Annotated in this window: 9 protein-coding genes and 2 pseudogenes; 10 read left to right on the top strand and 1 reads right to left on the bottom strand. The window is 71.2% G+C overall.

The features are described 5' to 3' along the window. The first annotated feature begins 11 nt into the window (after positions 1-11). The 7 genes from G361_RS0109015 (at position 12) to G361_RS42910 (ending at position 6,583) form a co-directional block, all read left to right on the top strand. Positions 12-980, top strand: a complete 969-nt coding sequence (locus tag G361_RS0109015) for a DUF58 domain-containing protein (protein ID WP_019926742.1) — start codon at positions 12-14, stop codon at positions 978-980. Next, positions 977-1,987: a VWA domain-containing protein gene (locus tag G361_RS0109010; protein ID WP_019926741.1), complete on the top strand. Its 1,011-nt coding sequence runs from the start codon at positions 977-979 to the stop codon at positions 1,985-1,987. Before G361_RS0109015 ends, G361_RS0109010 begins: the two co-directional genes overlap by 4 nt. Positions 1,988-2,062: 75 nt before the next feature. After that, entirely contained in the window at positions 2,063-2,785 is a 723-nt protein-coding gene (gene fabG1 / locus G361_RS0109005; RefSeq protein WP_019926740.1) for a 3-oxoacyl-ACP reductase FabG1, read from the top strand. A gap of 79 nt (positions 2,786-2,864) precedes the next feature. Then, positions 2,865-3,704 carry an NADH-dependent enoyl-ACP reductase InhA gene (gene inhA / locus G361_RS0109000; RefSeq protein ID WP_019926739.1) on the top strand — a complete coding sequence of 280 codons (840 nt, stop codon included), beginning with the start codon at positions 2,865-2,867 and terminating at the stop codon, positions 3,702-3,704. A gap of 111 nt (positions 3,705-3,815) precedes the next feature. Continuing rightward, positions 3,816-4,865, top strand: coding sequence for a ferrochelatase (locus G361_RS0108995; protein WP_019926738.1), 1,050 nt, complete (start codon positions 3,816-3,818; stop codon positions 4,863-4,865). Positions 4,866-4,881: 16 nt separating this feature from the next. Beyond that, the gene (locus G361_RS42915; RefSeq protein ID WP_019926737.1) at positions 4,882-5,178 is read left to right on the top strand and encodes a hypothetical protein; all 297 of its coding nucleotides are present in this window, start codon (positions 4,882-4,884) and stop codon (positions 5,176-5,178) included. Positions 5,179-5,305: 127 nt separating this feature from the next. Next, positions 5,306-6,583 (top strand): sensor domain-containing diguanylate cyclase, encoded by a 1,278-nt coding sequence (locus G361_RS42910; protein ID WP_019926736.1) that lies wholly within the window; start codon positions 5,306-5,308, stop codon positions 6,581-6,583. A gap of 22 nt (positions 6,584-6,605) precedes the next feature. On the opposite strand, the gene G361_RS0108980 is transcribed toward G361_RS42910, so the two are convergent. After that, positions 6,606-7,490: a LysR family transcriptional regulator gene (locus tag G361_RS0108980; RefSeq protein WP_019926735.1), complete on the bottom strand. Its 885-nt coding sequence runs from the start codon at positions 7,488-7,490 to the stop codon at positions 6,606-6,608. 427 nt (positions 7,491-7,917) lie between these two features. Between G361_RS0108980 and G361_RS51755 the strand changes: the two are divergent. From G361_RS51755 to G361_RS51745, 3 genes and pseudogenes are all read left to right on the top strand, one after another. Continuing rightward, positions 7,918-10,677 (top strand): annotated as a pseudogene (locus G361_RS51755) (beta-ketoacyl synthase N-terminal-like domain-containing protein); the annotation flags it as partial. Positions 10,678-11,148: 471 nt separating this feature from the next. After that, positions 11,149-12,705: pseudogene (locus G361_RS51750) on the top strand (beta-ketoacyl synthase N-terminal-like domain-containing protein); the annotation flags it as partial. Further along, the gene (locus G361_RS51745) at positions 12,682-16,290 is read left to right on the top strand and encodes a type I polyketide synthase (protein WP_231387007.1); all 3,609 of its coding nucleotides are present in this window, start codon (positions 12,682-12,684) and stop codon (positions 16,288-16,290) included. The pseudogene G361_RS51750 and the gene G361_RS51745, both read left to right, overlap by 24 nt. Positions 16,291-16,308: the final 18 nt, after the last annotated feature.

Below are 16,308 nucleotides of genomic sequence, written 5' to 3'. Positions count from 1 at the left end.
CGGTTGCGCCGGTGACGAACCCAGCGAATTCCCCGACACATGCCCCGCCGTCGTTCCGGGCCGGTGAGCTCACCGACCCGAAACTCACTGCCGCCCTGCGGACTCTGGAACTGACGGTCCGGCGCCGCCTGGACGGCGTGCTGCACGGTGACCACCTCGGCCTGATCCCCGGGCCCGGTTCCGAACCCGGCGACGCCCGGCTGTACCAGCCCGGTGACGATGTGCGCCAGATGGATTGGTCGGTCACCGCCCGGACCACGCATCCGCACGTGCGGCAGATGATCGCCGACCGGGAGCTGGAGACCTGGCTGGTGGTCGACCTGTCCGCGAGCCTGGATTTCGGTTCGGCGTTGTGCCAGAAGCGCGATCTGGTCGTCGCGGCGGCCGCCGCGGTCACCCACCTCACCAGTGGCGGCGGTAACCGGATCGGCGCGGTGGTCGCGAACGGCGAACGGCTGTACCGGATTCCGGCCCGCAGCGGGCGGGTGCACGCCCAGGCCATGCTGCGCCGCATCGCCACCACGCCGCACGCCGCCGACGGCGTCCGCGGCGATCTGCGCGGCGCGATCGAGTCGCTGCGCCGGCCGCAGCGCAAACGCGGTCTGGCCGTTGTCCTTTCGGACTTCCTCGGCGCCATCGACTGGCAGCGTTCGCTGCGCGCCATCGCGGGCCGGCACGATCTGCTCGCGGTGGAGGCGATCGATCCGCTGGATCTCGATCTACCGGACGTCGGCGATGTGGTGCTGCACGATCCGGAGACCGGCCGCACCCGCGAGTTCACCGTGACCGCCACGCTGCGAAGCGATTTCGCGCGGGCCGCGCAACGGCACCGGGAGGATGTGGAGCAGGCGCTGCGCGGCGCCGGCGCACCGGTGATGACGTTGCGAACCGATCGGGACTGGATCGCCGACGTGGTCCGTTTCGTCTCCACCCGGCGCCACACCTTCGGCGCCCCGAGCGGGCGGGTGCCCCGACAGTGAACTTCTCCATCTCGAATTTCACCGCCGCCGTCTGGCTGGCGTTCCTCCTGGTGGTCGCGGCGATCGCGCTGCTGTACGTGATCGTGCAGCGCCGCCGCAAGCGGCACATGCTCCGCTTCTCCAATATGGAGGTGCTGGAACAGGTTGCGCCGAAACGCCCGAGCGCGTGGCGGCACGCGCCGGTGGCGCTGATGCTGGTCGGGCTGGTGCTGCTGACCATCGCGGCGGCCGGGCCGCAGGCGGCGAAGCGGGTGCCGCGCAACCGGGCCACGGTCATGCTGGTCATCGACGTCTCGCTGTCGATGGAGGCCACCGATGTGCCGCCGTCGCGGATCCAGGTCGCGAAGAAGGCGGCCAGCGAATTCGTCGACGGCCTCACCCCGGGTATCAACCTCGGGCTGGTCACCTTCGCCGGTACCGCGTCGGTGCAGGTGTCGCCGACCACGAATCGCGAGGCGGTGAAGGCGGCCATCCAGAACATGAAGCTGGCCGAGCGCACCGCCACCGGCGAGGGCATCTTCAGCGGATTACAGGCCATCGACACGCTGGCGTCGGTGCTCGGCGGCGCGGAGACCCCGCCGCCGGCCCGGATCGTGCTGATGTCCGACGGTAAGCAGACTGTGCCGGACGACAAGGACGTGGACAATCCGCGGCACGGCTTCGTCGCGGCCCGGGTGGCCAAACAGAAGGGCATTCCGGTGTCGACGATCTCGTTCGGCACCACGTGGGGCACCGTGGAGATCCCGGACCAGGACGGCAAGGGCACCCAGCGGGTGCGGGTCCCGGTCGACGACGACGCGCTGCGCGAGATCGCCAAGATCTCCGGCGGCGACTTCTTCACCGCCTCCACGCTCGAGGAATTGAGCTCGGTCTACAAGACGCTCGACAAGCAGATCGGTTTCGAGATGCAGATGGGCGATGCCAGTCGGCCCTGGCTGCTGTTGGGACTTCTCATCACGGCGGCCGGTGTCATCAGCGGTCTGGTTTATCGTCAACGCCTGCCATGACTACGCGTGGCACCGACAGCATGGCGACAGGGTCCCGCCGTCGGGCGGCGAACCCGAACAGATAGGTTTGAACGTATGTCGAACATCACTTCCCGATCGGTTCTGGTGACGGGCGGTAACCGCGGTATCGGTCTCGCGGTCGCCCAGCGCCTGGTTGCCGACGGTCACAAGGTTGCTGTCACGCATCGGGGCTCGGGCGTTCCGGACGGAATGTTCGGCGTGAAATGCGATGTGACGGATACGGCTTCGATCGATTCGGCGTTCGCCGAGGTCGAGGCCAAGCAGGGTCCGGTCGAGGTGCTGGTGGCCAACGCCGGCATCGTGGACAACACCCTGCTCATGCGGATGAGCGAGGACCAGTTCTCGTCGGTGCTCGACGCGAACCTCACCGGTGCGTTCCGCTGTGCCAAGCGCGCCACCCGCGCGATGATCCGGGCCAAGTGGGGCCGCATGATCTTCCTCGGTTCCGTGGTCGGCCTCGGCGGCGGCCCGGGTCAGGTGAACTACGCGGCGTCCAAGGCCGGTCTGGTCGGCATCGCGCGGTCCATCACCCGTGAGATCGGTTCGCGCAACATCACCGCCAACGTGGTCGCGCCCGGTTTCATCGATACCGATATGACCCGTAACGATGTCACCGAGGAAATGCGTGAGGTGGTGCTGAAATACGCCATCCCGGCGCAGCGCCCCGGCCAGCCGGAGGAGGTCGCCGCGGCGATCAGTTTCCTCGCCTCCGACGATGCCGACTACATCAGCGGCGCGGTGATCCCCGTCGACGGCGGTATGGGCATGGGCCACTAGTCTCGTCGCGTCCCCGCCCGCTGTCAGCCGTTCCGGCGCAGGCCGGAACCACGAACCCAGCAAGGAGAATCCACCCACAATGAGCGGATTGCTCACAGGCAAGACCGTCCTCATCACCGGCATCATCACCGACTCCTCGATCGCCTTCCACGCGGCCAAGGTCGCGCAGGAGCAGGGTGCGAAGGTGATCATCACCGGGATTCCGGAACGGCTGCGGCTCATCGACCGGATCGCCAAGCGGCTGCCGCAGGAGGTGCCGCCGGCCATCGGGCTCGACGTCACCAGCGAGACCGATCTCGCCGCGCTGGCGGAGAAGGTGCAGGAGCTGGCGCCGGAGGGTCTCGACGGTGTCCTGCACTCGATCGCCTTCGCGCCCCGGACCCTGATGGGCCCCGAGGCATTCGGCTTCCTCGAGGGCCCCGGCGCCGACGCGTCGAAGGCGTTCGAGATCTCCGCGTGGAGCTACGCGTCGCTCGCGCGCGCGGTGCTGCCGGTGATGAATCCGGGCGGATCCATCGTCGGGATGGACTTCGATCCCCGCACGGCGATGCCGTACTACAACTGGATGGGTGTGGCGAAGGCCGCGCTGGAGTCGGTTAACCGGTACGTGGCGCGAGAAGTGGGCTACGCCAAGAAGATTCGCTCCAACCTGGTCGCCGCGGGCCCGATCAAGACACTGGCCGCCAAGGCCATCGCCGGCACCGCCACCGACGACGCCAAGCAGCTGAGCATGCTCAACCGCTACTGGGACGGCGCCTCGCCGATCGGCTGGGACGTGGACGATCCGACCGTGGTCGCGCGGTCGATCGTGACCCTGCTCTCGGATTGGCTGCCCGGCACCACCGGTTCGATCATCTACGTCGACGGTGGCGCCAGCCACAACACCTGGTTCCCGGAGAAGGACCTCACCGAGGGCTGAGTACCGTGTCGCGGGGCGGGCCGGATCACGGTCCGCCCCGGCGTGTTCCGGTCCATCCGGACCGGGGGACGGTCGCGCGTATCCGGATCGGCCGGCTCACGGAGGTAGGCAATGCAATTCGACGCGCTGCTGCTGCTGTCGTTCGGCGGCCCGGAACGGCCCGAGGACGTGATGCCGTTCCTGGAGAACGTGACTCGCGGCCGGGGTGTGCCACCGGAGCGGCTGGCCGAGGTGGCCCGGCACTATCTGCACTTCGGCGGGGTCTCGCCGATCAACGCGTGCAACCGGGCGATCATCGCCGCGGTCGAGACGGAGTTCGCCGCACGGGATCTCGCGCTGCCGGTGTATTTCGGCAACCGCAACTGGCATCCGATGGTGGAGGACACCGTCGCGCGGATGCGGGCCGACGGGGTGCGTTCGGCACTGGTCTTCCCGACCTCGGCGTGGGGCGGATACTCCGGGTGCCGTCAGTACGACGAGGACATCACGCGAGCGCGGGTGGCCGCCGGCCCCGATGCCCCGGATCTGGTGAAACTGCGCCAGTACTTCGACCACCCCCTGTTGATCGACGCCTTCGCCGACGCCGTTCGTACTGCGCGGCAACAACTTCCGGCCGAGCGGCGGGACGCGGCGCGGCTGGTGTTCACCGCCCACTCCATACCCGTGGCCGCCGACGCCGCGGCGGGACCGCCGGCCGACGGCGGCCGGCTCTACAGCCGTCAGGTGACCGAGGCGGCCCGATTGTGCGCCGCGGCAACGGGTTTCGACGACTTCGACGTGGTGTGGCAGTCCCGCTCCGGGCCGCCGCAGGTGCCGTGGCTCGAGCCCGATATCACCGATCACCTGGATGCGTTGTCCGCGAAGGGGATCGAGGCGGTCGTGGTCTGCCCGGTGGGCTTCGTCTCGGACCATCTCGAGGTGGTGTGGGATCTCGACAACGAGGCGGCGGAGAAGGCCGCCGAACTCGGCATCGCGTTCGCCCGCGCCGCCACCCCCGGCACCGATCCGCGATTCGCCGCACTGATCGCCGAACTGGTCGCCGAGCAGCGCGCCGCCGCACCGCCGCGCCGGCTGGGATCGGTACCCGGTTACGGCTGCACCCGCAACGGGGAGCTCTGCGCACCCGGCTGCTGCGCGCCGCCGCGGCGGCCCGGTCGCTAGCCCAGGCTTCCTCGGCATGGTGCCTCTTTCCCAGCTCGCGACCTTCGCGGTGGCGGCGTTCGTCAGCATCGTGATCCCCGGGCCGAACGTGCTGTTCGCGATCGGGCGGGCCCTGGTGCTGGGCCGGCGGCCGGCGGTGCTGGGGACGACCGCGGGGTCGGTGGTGCCGTTGCCGGCGGTCGCGCTGGGTCTCGGGGCGTTGCTGACGGCGTCGGCGGTGGCGTTCGTGATCGTGAAGGTCGTGGGTGCGGTCGCTCATGGTTCGCGCGGTCGCCGCGGCGGCTCGAGGCGGTCGGCAGCGCGGGCGGGCTGATGATCATCGGGGTGGGCGCGGGCGTCGCGCTGGGCGGGACGAACTGAGCCGGACGCGCGCCGACACTCGGCGGCGGTGCCCATCCGGCACACGGCGGCCGGACGGCCAGCGGTTATCGTGGTGGGCGATGGCCGTCGGGGATCGTACCGAGCTCGTCACACAGTGGTGGCAGGCGTTGCGCAACGCCTGCTCGGTGACCATGCCGGAACCGCGTGACCTGCTCGAATCGCTGGCGAGCGAGTTCGCCGCCGGGCTGCGCGCGGGCGACTCCGCCGTCGGCGTCCGCGTCGGCGCGGCGCTGGCCCGGGCCGGGCTCGACGATCCGGCGGTGGCGGTGGTGTCCGCGCAGGTCCTGTGCGGTGCGGCGGAGGGTGCCGACCGGGCCGAGGTCGATCGCCGGGTGGCCGCGCTCGCGGTCGGGATCGGTCAGGGCCATCAGGCGGTACTGGACCGATCGGAATCGGCCGCGGGGCGGGAGGATCGGTTCCGGATGGTCTTCGACAACGCGACGGTCGCCATCGCGATCAGCGACGATCACGGCAATCTGCTCGACGCCAACCAGCCGTTCGCGGACCTGCTCGGCATGCCGCTCGAGGATCTGTATCGCATCCCGGCCAGCAGTTCGCTGCACTTCTCGCACCCGGACGAGCGGGAGGAGATCGCGGCCCGGATCCTCGGCTTGCTGAGCGACAAGCAGGGAACGATCCGCATGGAACGACGGACGATCCGCAGCGACGGCTCGTCGGGCTGGGCCACATTCTCGATCACCTACGTACCGGGCGCCCACGGGCACCGGGACTACCTCATCTCCTTCGGCAAGGACGTCACCGAACGGCACCTGCTCGAGGAGGAGTTGCACCGGCAGGCAAGGCAGGACGCGCTGACCGGGCTGCCCAACCGCTGGCAGCTGCTCGACGCCATCGGCGCGGTGATCGAGGGCGCGCCCGCCGACGACCGGGTCGGCCTGTGCTTCGCCGACCTGGACCGGTTCAAGGAGATCAACGACCGGTACGGGCACGGTTTCGGGGACCGGGTGCTGACCACGGTCGCGACCCGCCTGAGCGAGGCGCTCGCCGATCTGGACTGCCTGCTGGCCCGCCTCGGCGGCGACGAATTCGTGGCGCTGGTCCCGCCGCCGGACGCGGAGACCCGGGTGACCGATGTGGCCGAGCGGATGCTGTCGGCCCTGTCCGAGGCGATCGTGGTCGACGAGCACCGGGTGCAGATGTCGGTCAGCATCGGCGCGGTGATCGAGCCGTGCGCCGGCGCCCAGCCGGAGGAACTGCTCGACGCCGCGGACCGCGGCCTCTACCGCGCGAAGATCGGCGGCCGTGACCAGTGGGTGCTGCACGTCCTCGACGCCGCTCCGGACCAGCCGGCTCCGACCGAGCGTCCGCGGTCGTGAGCGGCGGGCCGGCCGCCGCGCGCTACAGCGCCGCGGACAGGCCGTCGGCGGTGGCGATCGAGCGGTAGTGCGCGGTGATCGCCCGGACCGCGGTGCCCTCGATATGGTCCTCGAGGCCGCGGCGGGCGATCAGCCGGACATCGATCGCGCCGACGTCCGGGAGCGTGGCGATGCGGTCGAGCTCGCACGGGAACACCGACAGGTACGGCAGCAGGGCCACCCCGAGACCTGCCGCGGCGGCGGCGAGCAACCCGTCGAGGTTGCCGGATTCGGCGGTGACCAGCACCTCGTAGCCCTGCTCGCCGAGCGTTCGCACGGCCTGTCTGCGCAGGCCGCAGGGTTCGGCGAACGCCACCAGGGAGATCGGCCCGGGCGGCGGCGGCACCCGCCACCCCCGGGCGGCGAACCAGCGCAGGGTCAGCAGGCCCACCTCCGTCCCCATCGGCTCGGCGGTGTTGCCGCCCAGTACGAGTGCGAGATCCACGGCGCCCTTGAGTACCGCGTCGGTCAGGGCGGCGGATCGGTCGATGCGGAAGTGCAGGTTCGCCTCCGGGTAGGCGGTGCGCAACACGTTCAGCAGGTCGCTCAGCAATCCGGCGGCGGCGTGTTCGGTGGAGCCGATGGTCATCCGCAGTTCGGGTGACCGGGCGAAGCGGGCGAGGACCTCCCCCTGCGCGGCGAGCAGCCGGCGCGCCTCCACCACGAGCCATTCCCCGGAAGGGGTGAATCGTGCGGTGCGGCTTCGCTTTTCGATGAGTACGCAGCCGAGTCGCCGCTCGAGCATGCGGATGTGCTGGCTCACCGTGGGCTGGCTCAGGTGCAGGGCATCGGCGGCGCGGCGGAAGCCCCCGGTCTCCGCGATGGTCACGAGCGTGCGCAAGTGCAGCAAATCCAGCGGGTCCGGCATACGGTACACAGCCACCTTCGGTCGTCCGACACTGGTCATTCATTCAATGGGAACACAAATCGGCGTGCCAGGATTTGAATCTTCAAGATTGGAATGTATTCCGAACTCGGTGCCCGCGCGATCGCTACCCCACCGCGCCGCGGAAAATAGTGGAACCGGCCGGCGATCCGAATTCGAATCGGCGCCTGCCGTGGTGTGCCACACATATGCGGGGCAGTGATCGGACTCGGGAATAGCCCTGTATAGGCAAAGCCAATCACCCGGCAAAAGGCTTGTAGCGCAGGATATTACGTGGTCGTAAACCCGATGTGACGTCGGTCACCTCGAGTTGGCGGCGGCTGCCGGATAATCGCACAATTGTTTGGCTCGGAGCGCCCGGGAGGAGGGCGCGCCAATGTTTCCCGCAGCAAGGGAGATCTGATCTGCTGTGAACGATTTTCGGTATGCAGAGAAACCACTCGCGGTGGCGGTCGTCGGAGTTTCGTGCCGACTTCCCGGCGCTCGTGATCCCGGTGAATTCTGGAATCTCCTGACAACGGGCGGAAATTCGCTGGGTGCGCCGGCGGCCACCCGGTGGCGCGCGGACCCGCGGATCGCCGGCCTGTACGGCGGCTTCCTCGACCGGATCGACGAGTTCGACGCCGGGTTCTTCGGCATCTCGCCGCGGGAGGCGCGCGCGATGGACCCGCAACAACGCCTGCTGCTCGAATTGGCCTGGGAGGCAGCCGAAGACGCGAACATCCCGATGACCGGCCTGCGGGGTACGGGCACGGGTGTGTTCGCCGCGGCGATGGCGGCGGACTACGCCGCGGTCCTGCAGGAAGCCGGCGACGCGGCCGTGACCAGGCACACGCTGACCGGGACGAGTCGCGGCATGCTCGCCAACCGCGTCTCCTACGCGTTCGACCTGCACGGCGTGAGCTTCACCGTCGATTCCGGCCAGTCGTCGGGCCTGACCGCCGTTCATCTGGCGTGCGCGAGCATCGCCGCCGGGGAATCCGATGCCGCCTTCGTCGGCGCGGTGAACCTGAATCTGACCCGTGGCGGCGCGCTGATCGCGGAACGTTTCGGCGGCGTCTCCGAAACCGGGCACGCCTCGGTGTTCGACGCCGCCGGCGACGGATACGTGCGCGGCGAGGGCGCGGTCGTGCTGCTGCTGAAACCGCTGGACCGGGCCGTCGCCGCCGGCGATCGCATCCACGCCGTGCTCCGGTCGACCGCGATCACCAACGACGGTGCCGGCCCCGCGCTGACGGTGCCCGACGCCGCCGGGCAGGCGGCGGCGATCCGGCGGGCTCTGCGCCGCGCCGGAGTGGATCCGGCCGACCTGCAGTACGTGGAGTTGCACGGCACCGGAACCCGCATCGGCGATCCGGTCGAGGCGGCGGCGCTCGGCGACGCCGTGGGCCGGGCGCGCCGGCCGGGCGACCCGCTACCGGTCGGATCGGTGAAGCCGAGCGTCGGTCACCTGGAAGGCGCGGCCGGCCTGGTCGGGCTGCTGAAAGTCGTACTCGGCCTGCGGCATCGGCAGATCCCGGCCACGCTCGGGCACGACAACCCCGCTCCGGCACTGGATCTGACCGGCGCCAACCTGCGTGTGGTGGCCGCGACCGGACCGTGGCCGCATCCGGATCGGCCGCTCGTGGCGGGGGTCAGTTCGTTCGGCATGGGTGGGACGAATGTGCATGTGATCGTCGAGGAGGGACCGGGCGGGCCGGGGGCGCAATCGGCCGTCGGCGGCGAGGGGAACCGCGATGAGGAGGCGAACCGCGACGAGGTGGCGAACCGTGGCGAGCGGGTGATAGGCGACGAGCGGGCGATCGGCGATGACGGGGCGAACCGCGATGGCGGGGAGAACCGCGATGGCGGGGCGAACCGCGATGGCGGGGCGAACCGTGGCGACGGGGTAAACGGCGATGAGGGGGCGAACCGCGACGAGCGGGCGATCGGCGATGAGGGGGCGAGCGGCGACGAGGTGCTCCCGTTCGTGGTGTCGGCGCACACTGTCCCGGCTCTGGTCGCGCAGGCGGCGCGGCTGGCGGACTTCGTCGGCGGGTCCGGGCCAGCGCTGCCGGCGTTGGCTTCCACCCTCGTCCGCGGTCGTGCCGAATTCGGCCATCGCGCAGTAGTATTGGCCGCCGATCACGCAACCTTTGCGGCCCGCGCGGCCGGTCTGCCGGACGGTGCCGCGACGGCCGGCGTGATCACGGGCTCGGGGGCGCGCGGCGGTATCGGGATCGTCTTCGGCGGGCAGGGCAGCCAGCGCGCCGGTGCGGGCCGGCAGTTGTACGAGCGGTTCGCGGTGTTCCGCCAGTCCTTCGACGCCTCGGCCGACCTGCTCGATCGGTATCTCGAAGGGGCGGTGGATCATTCGGTGCGGGACGTGGCCTTCGGCGCGGCGGGCACCGAGGGGCTGATCGACCGGACGGTCTACGCGCAGGCGGTGATCTTCACCGTGGAGGTCGCGCTCTACCGATTGCTCGAATCGTGGGGGCTGCGGATCGCCGCCCTCGCCGGGCATTCCATCGGTGGCGTGGTCGCCGCGCATCTGGCCGGGGTGCTGCCCCTGCCGGATGCCGCGCGCCTGGTCGCGGCGCGCGGGAAACTGATGGACTCGCTGCCCGAGGGCGGCGCCATGCTCGCCGTCGAAGCCGACGAGACCGAGATCCGCACCGCCGTCGCGCACATCGGATCGCCGCTCTCCGTGGCAGCGGTGAACGGCCCTCGGGCAGTGGTGGTTTCGGGCCCCGAGCCGGAGGTGTCGCAGCTCGCCGGGGAACTGACCGCGGCCGGTCGGCGCGTGAAGCGGCTGACGGTGTCGCATGCGTTCCATTCGGCCGCGATGGAGCCCATCCTCGGTGACTTCGAGGCATCGATCGCCGAATTGTCCTTCACCGCACCGCAATCGGTCGTGATCTCCGACGCAACCGGCGCCCGGCTGACCCCGGCGGAGGCGGTCGATCCGCGGTACTGGTCCGCGCACCTGCGCGGCACGGTCCGCTTCGCCGACGCCGTGCGCACCCTCCGCGCGGAGGGGGTCGGTGTCTTCCTCGAACTGAGTCCCGACGCCGTCCTGACACCGATGGTCGCCGCCACCCTGCGCGATGACACCGAGGTGGCAGTCGGCGCGACTCTCCGCACGGGCCGCGACGAGATCGCCGGGGTTCTGACCGCGGCGGCCGTGGCCTACACCAACGGTCATCACGTCGACTGGACCGCAATCGTGCCGCCATCGGCCCGCCTGGACCTGCCCACCTACGCCTTCCAGCGGGAGCGGTTGTGGATCGAGACCCCGAGCCGCCCGGACGGTCAGACCCCGATCAACCCGGCCGGGCCGCCGATCCCGCCCTGGTCGGCCGGGTCGCCGGTCGCGCCCCGGTCGGACGGGTTGCCGGTCCCAGCCGGACCGGACGGGTCGCCGATCGCACTCGGGTTGACCGAGCCGACGATCCCACCCCGGTCGGCCGAGCCGCCGATCGCACTCGGGTTGGATGAATCGGTGATCCCACCTCGGCCGGACGGGCCGCCGATCGCATCCCGGTCGAACGAGTCGGGTATCCCGCCCCGGTTGGACGGGTCTCACGTCTCACCCCGGCCGGGCGAGTCGGTAGCCGAGATCCCCTCGGCTGCAGCGCGTCCCGGGGCTCTTCCGGAGGTCGTGCGGGCCGTGACTGCGGCCGTGCTGGGTCATTCCGATCCGCGGCAACTCGACTTCGGTAGTACCTATCGCGATCTCGGGCTGGACTCGCTCGGTGCGAGTGAGCTCGCCACTGCGTTGACCCGTCGGCTGGGTGTCGCGGTCGCGGCGACCGTGGTCTACGACCATCCGACCCCGGCGGCGCTCGCGGCTCATCTCGCCGATCTGCTGGGGGTGGGGCCGGGTTCGGAAGACTCTGTGCTGGAGGGGGATTCGGTTGCGGTTGCCGCGCGGTTGTCCGGTTCCGCTGCGGAACCGATCGCAATCGTGGCCATGAGCGGGCGTTTCCCGGGTGGGCACGATTCGCCGGAGCGGCTGTGGGATCTGCTCGTCGCCGGTGGAGAGGCGATCGGCGCGCTGCCGGTCGATCGGGGCTGGGACCTCGGTGCGCTGCTGGACTCGGCCGGTGGGTTGACGTATGGCGGTGGATTCCTCAGCGAGGCAGCGGATTTCGATGCCGAGTTCTTCGGCATCTCGCCTCGGGAAGCGGCGGCGATGGATCCCCAGCAGCGGTTGGTGCTGGAATCGGCGTGGGAGCTGTTCGAGCGTGCCGGTATCGTCGCGACCTCGCTCGCCGGCAGTCGCACGGCGGTGTATCTGGGTGCGGGGCCTTCGGAGTACGGGCCCCGCTTGCACGAGTTGGGCGCTGCCGCTGCGGGATTCGGGCTGACCGGTACCTCGCCGAGTGTGCTGTCCGGGCGGATCGCCTATACGTTCGGATTGTCCGGGCCGGCGCTGACCGTGGACACCGCCTGCTCGTCGTCGCTGGTGGCGCTGCATCTGGCGGTGCGGGCGCTGCGGTCGGGGGAGGCCGATCTCGCGGTCGCCGGAGGTGTGACGGTGATGGCGAACCCCGGCATGTTCACCGAGTTCGCGCGGCAGGGCGGGCTGGCGGGGGACGGGCGGTGCAAGGCGTTCGGCGCCGCCGCCGACGGCACCGGCTGGTCGGAGGCCGTGAGTCTGCTGCTGGTGGAGAGATTGTCGGATGCGCGCCGGCTCGGGCACGAGGTGCTGGCTGTGGTGCGCGGTACCGCCGTCAACCAGGACGGCGCGTCCAACGGGCTGACCGCGCCCAACGGCCTCGCGCAGCGGCGGGTCATCCGGGAGGCCCTCGCCGACGCCGGGCTGGACGCCACGGCGGTGGACGCGATCGAGGCGCACGGCACCGGGACCGCGCTCGGGGATCCGATCGAGGCGCAGGCCTTGCAGGACATCTACGGACGCGACCGCGCCGAACCGGTATGGCTGGGGTCGCTGAAATCGAACATCGGCCACACCCAGGCCGCTGCCGGGGCTGCCGGTATCACGAAAGTCGTTCTCGCCCTGCGTCATCAGCTCATCCCGGCCACGCTGTACGCGGAACCGCCCTCGCCACACGTGGATTGGTCCGCGGGCGCGCTGCGTCCGGTCACCGCGCCGCAGCGATGGGTAGGGGAGGCTCGGCCTCGGCGTGCCGCCGTCTCGTCGTTCGGGATCAGTGGGACCAACGCGCACGTGATCATCGAGGAGGCGCCGCCGCTGATCCCGGCGGTGCGGGCGCTGGGGGATCCGGCCGAGCAGGTCCCGGGGGACGCGGCCGGGCAGGTACCGGCGGGTTCTGCCGGGCAGGTGCTGGGAGATCTGGCCGGGCAGGTGCCGCTGGGTCAGGCCGTGCAGCTGCCGGTGGGTCGGGCCGTGCAGCTGCCGCCGGGCCGGGCCAGGCAGGTGCCGCCGGGGCGAGCCGAGCAGCTGCCGGGAGGTCGGGCCGAGCAGCTGTCGGTGGGTCGGGCTGAGCAGGTGTCGGTGGGTCGGGCCGAGCGGGTGCCGGGGGGTCCGGCCGAGCAGGTTTCGGGGGAGCTGGTCGCGCTGGTGTCGGCGGATCCGGTCGGCCCGGTGCCGTACGTGCTGTCTGGCCGCACGCCGGCCGCGTTGCGCGCTCAGGCCGACCGGCTGGCCGGTCATCCGGCGACAGGCGCCGCTCCGGCGGCCGTCGCCTCGGCGCTGGTTCGTGATCGCGCGAGCTTCGCCACCCGCGCGGTGGTGATCGCGGAGGACGCGGCGGCGCTGAGCGCCGGATTGCGAACATTGGCCGCGGGGGGTGCGGCGGCGAACATTGTCAGCGCCGCGGCGCCCCGATCCGGCAGCGTGGGTGTGGTTTTCGGGGGGCAGGGCAGTCAGCGGGCCGGTGCCGGGCGCCGGTTGTACGAGCGCTTCACGGTGTTCCGGGAATCGTTCGACGCAACGGTCGCACTCCTGGATCGGCAGTTGGGGGATACGACCCGGTTCTCGGTGCGGGACATCGCCTTCGGCGTGGCGGGCACCGAGGGGCTGATCGACCGGACGCTCTACACCCAGCCGGTGATCTTCGCGGTGGGGGTGGCGCTGTACCGGCTGCTGGAGTCCTGGGGTATCGAGATCGCCGCGGTCGCAGGTCATTCGATCGGTGGTGTGGTGGCCGCGCATGTGGCCGGGGCACTTCCGCTGGCGGAGGCTGCGCGTCTGGTCGCCGCCCGCGGACGGTTGATGGATTCGCTGCCCGCGGGTGGGGCGATGACGGCCGTCGAGGCCACCGAGGACGAGGTGCGCGCGGCGATCATCGCCGGTGGATCGGCGGATACAGTGTCCGTCGCGGCGGTGAACGGTCCACGGGCAGTGGTGATCTCGGGTCCCGATGCTGCCGTGGCGGCGGTGTCCGACGCACTGTCGGCGGCGGGCCGGCGGACGCGGCGGCTGACCGTCTCGCATGCCTTCCATTCCGCGGCGATGGATCCGATTCTCGACGAATTCCGTTCCATCGCAGCGGAATCGGCCTTCAGTGATGTCGGTGGTCCGCGGATCTTCTCCGATCACACCGGTCGCGAGACGACCGGTGTGGAACTGGCCGACCCCGACCATTGGGTGCGCCACCTGCGTGGGACTGTTCGGTTCGCCGACGCCGCCCGCGCGATGGCGGATGCGGGGGTCGGCACATTCGTCGAACTGAGCGCCGACGCCGTGCTGGCTCCCGCGTTGTCCGGCACGCTCGACGGGAGTGCCGTCGTCGTGACCCTGCGCCGCGACCGCGACGAGGTCACGGGCCTGATCGCGGCCGCCGCCACCTTGTTCACCCACGGGCACCATGTGGACTGGACCGCGCTCGTGCCCGCGGCGCCCCGGACCGACCTGCCCACCTATGCCTTTCAGCGCCAACGGTATTGGGTGCACGCACCCGCCGCCGAACGGCGTACGGACGGGTGGATCCACCGCGCGCACTGGGAGCCGCGTGCGCTCGCCGACCCCGCCTCCGAGGACGGTCGGTCCTGGGTGCTGGTGGTGCCCGACGGCGCCGGCGAATGGGCGGCGGCCCTGCGCACCGAACTCACCCGCCGCGGCGCGGTCGTGCGCGATCTGAGTGTCGATCCCGCGACCGTCACCGGAGCGGCACTGGCCGCCGGGCTGGCCGGGGTGCCCGGCGATGCGAGCACGGTGGTCTCCCTGCTGCCGCTCGCAGTAGGGGCGGCGGACGCCGACCTGCGGGCTGCCACTGCGGCACTCACCCGGGCGGTCGCGGCCGCACCGCGAGTCGCCGCCCTGGGTGTGCTGACCACCGGTACGGAAGTCCCCGGCGACGCACCGGTGGACGGCGACGATCCCGTCGCGGTCCGGGGCGCCTGGCACGCGGCGTTCACCGGCGCGGCCGTCACCGAAGGGGGCCTCGGGCCGGGCATCGTCGTGGACGTAGCCGCCCAGCCCGACGGCAGTGCCGCCGAACGGGTTCTGTCGGCCTTGCGTGCGCCGGACGGTGAGCGCGAATTCGCGGTACGCGCCGCCCGGATCTGGACCCGGCGGCTGCGGCCGGGCGATCTGCCGGCGGTCGCCGGCCGGTGGCGGCCGGCCGGGACGGTGCTCGTCACCGGCGGCACCGGTGCGCTCGGGGCGCGGATCGCTCGCCGGCTGGCCGGCAACGGCGTCACGGATCTGCTGCTGCTCAGCCGTCGGGGGCCGGACGCGCCGGGTGCGACGGAGCTGATCGCCGAGTTGTCCGCTGCCGGGGCGCGCCCGGTCGTGGTCGCCTGCGATGTGGGGGACCGGGCCGCGCTCGCGGCGGTGCTGGCCGATATTCCGGTCGACCGGCCGCTGACGGATGTGGTGCATGCCGCCGCGATACTGGACGACGACCTGGTCGGCGGTCTCGATCGGGACCGGATCGAGCGGGTGTACCGGGTGAAAACCGGTGCCGCGCTACACCTGCACGAGCTGACCCGGGACCGCGCGCTGTCCTCGTTCGTGCTGTTCTCCTCCGTCACGGGGGTGATTCCGGCACCGGGACAAACCAATTACGCGCCCGGCAACGCGGCGCTCGACGCGCTCGCCGGGCACCGGCGGCGGCTCGGCCTGCCCGCGACCTCGATCGTCTGGGGTCACTGGGCGGGTGCCGGGATCGCCGGGCACGCGGCGGAACAGTTGCGGCGCAGTGGATTACGGCCGATGGATCCCGAGGCCGCGCTGACCGCACTGGAACGCGCGGTGGTCGGCGGCGAGACACACCTCGTCGTCGCCGACGTGGACTGGACCGCCGCGGACCGCGTCCACGCGCACCTGCTGACCGAGCTGCTGCCGCCGCAGCAGCGGTCCGAGCCGGCCGTGAGCACGGTCGAACAGCTTGCCGCACTGGACGATTCCGAGCGCCGGACCGCGGTGCGCGCGCTCGTCCGGGAGGAGACGGCGGCGGCGCTCGGCCACGCCGACCAGCACGCGGTCGACGACGACCGCGGTCTGCGCGACCAGGGATTCACCTCGCTGTCGTCGGTGGAACTGCGAAATCGACTGCGGCAGCGGACCGGGCTCGAACTGCCCGCCACCCTGGTGTTCGACCGGCCCACGGTCGCCGCGCTGACCGAATTCATCCTCGAACTCGTCACTCCCGCAAGCCGATCCCCGCTTGACGGCCTGCTCGGCGACCTCGAGCGGATCGCCGCCGGACTGGCGGCCGCCGACCTGGCCGACGCCGATCGGGCGGTGGTGCTCGAGCGGCTGCACGAACTCGCCGCCCCCGCACCCGATGAGCCCGCGACCGAGCGCACCGCCGCACTCTCCGACGCCGATCTCATCGAGTTCATCGGCTCCGAATTCGGCATCTCCTGACCCGCGAATCGTGAAAGG

The sequence above is a fragment of the Nocardia sp. BMG111209 genome (assembly GCF_000381925.1).
Classification (GTDB): Bacteria; Actinomycetota; Actinomycetes; order Mycobacteriales; family Mycobacteriaceae; genus Nocardia.
The sequence above is the reverse complement of the archived record's forward strand: the minus strand, read 5'-3'. Positions and strand labels throughout refer to the sequence as shown.

Bases quoted from the DNA above. Each gene is read 5' to 3' on its own strand.
- G361_RS42915 (WP_019926737.1), top strand. From the start codon at position 4,882: ATGGTGCCTCTTTCCCAGCTCGCGACCTTCGCGGTGGCGGCGTTCGTC.
- G361_RS0108980 (WP_019926735.1), bottom strand. From the start codon at position 7,490: ATGCCGGACCCGCTGGATTTGCTGCACTTGCGCACGCTCGTGACCATC.
- G361_RS42910 (WP_019926736.1), top strand. From the start codon at position 5,306: ATGGCCGTCGGGGATCGTACCGAGCTCGTCACACAGTGGTGGCAGGCG.
- inhA (WP_019926739.1), top strand. From the start codon at position 2,865: ATGAGCGGATTGCTCACAGGCAAGACCGTCCTCATCACCGGCATCATC.
- G361_RS0108995 (WP_019926738.1), top strand. From the start codon at position 3,816: ATGCAATTCGACGCGCTGCTGCTGCTGTCGTTCGGCGGCCCGGAACGG.
- fabG1 (WP_019926740.1), top strand. From the start codon at position 2,063: ATGTCGAACATCACTTCCCGATCGGTTCTGGTGACGGGCGGTAACCGC.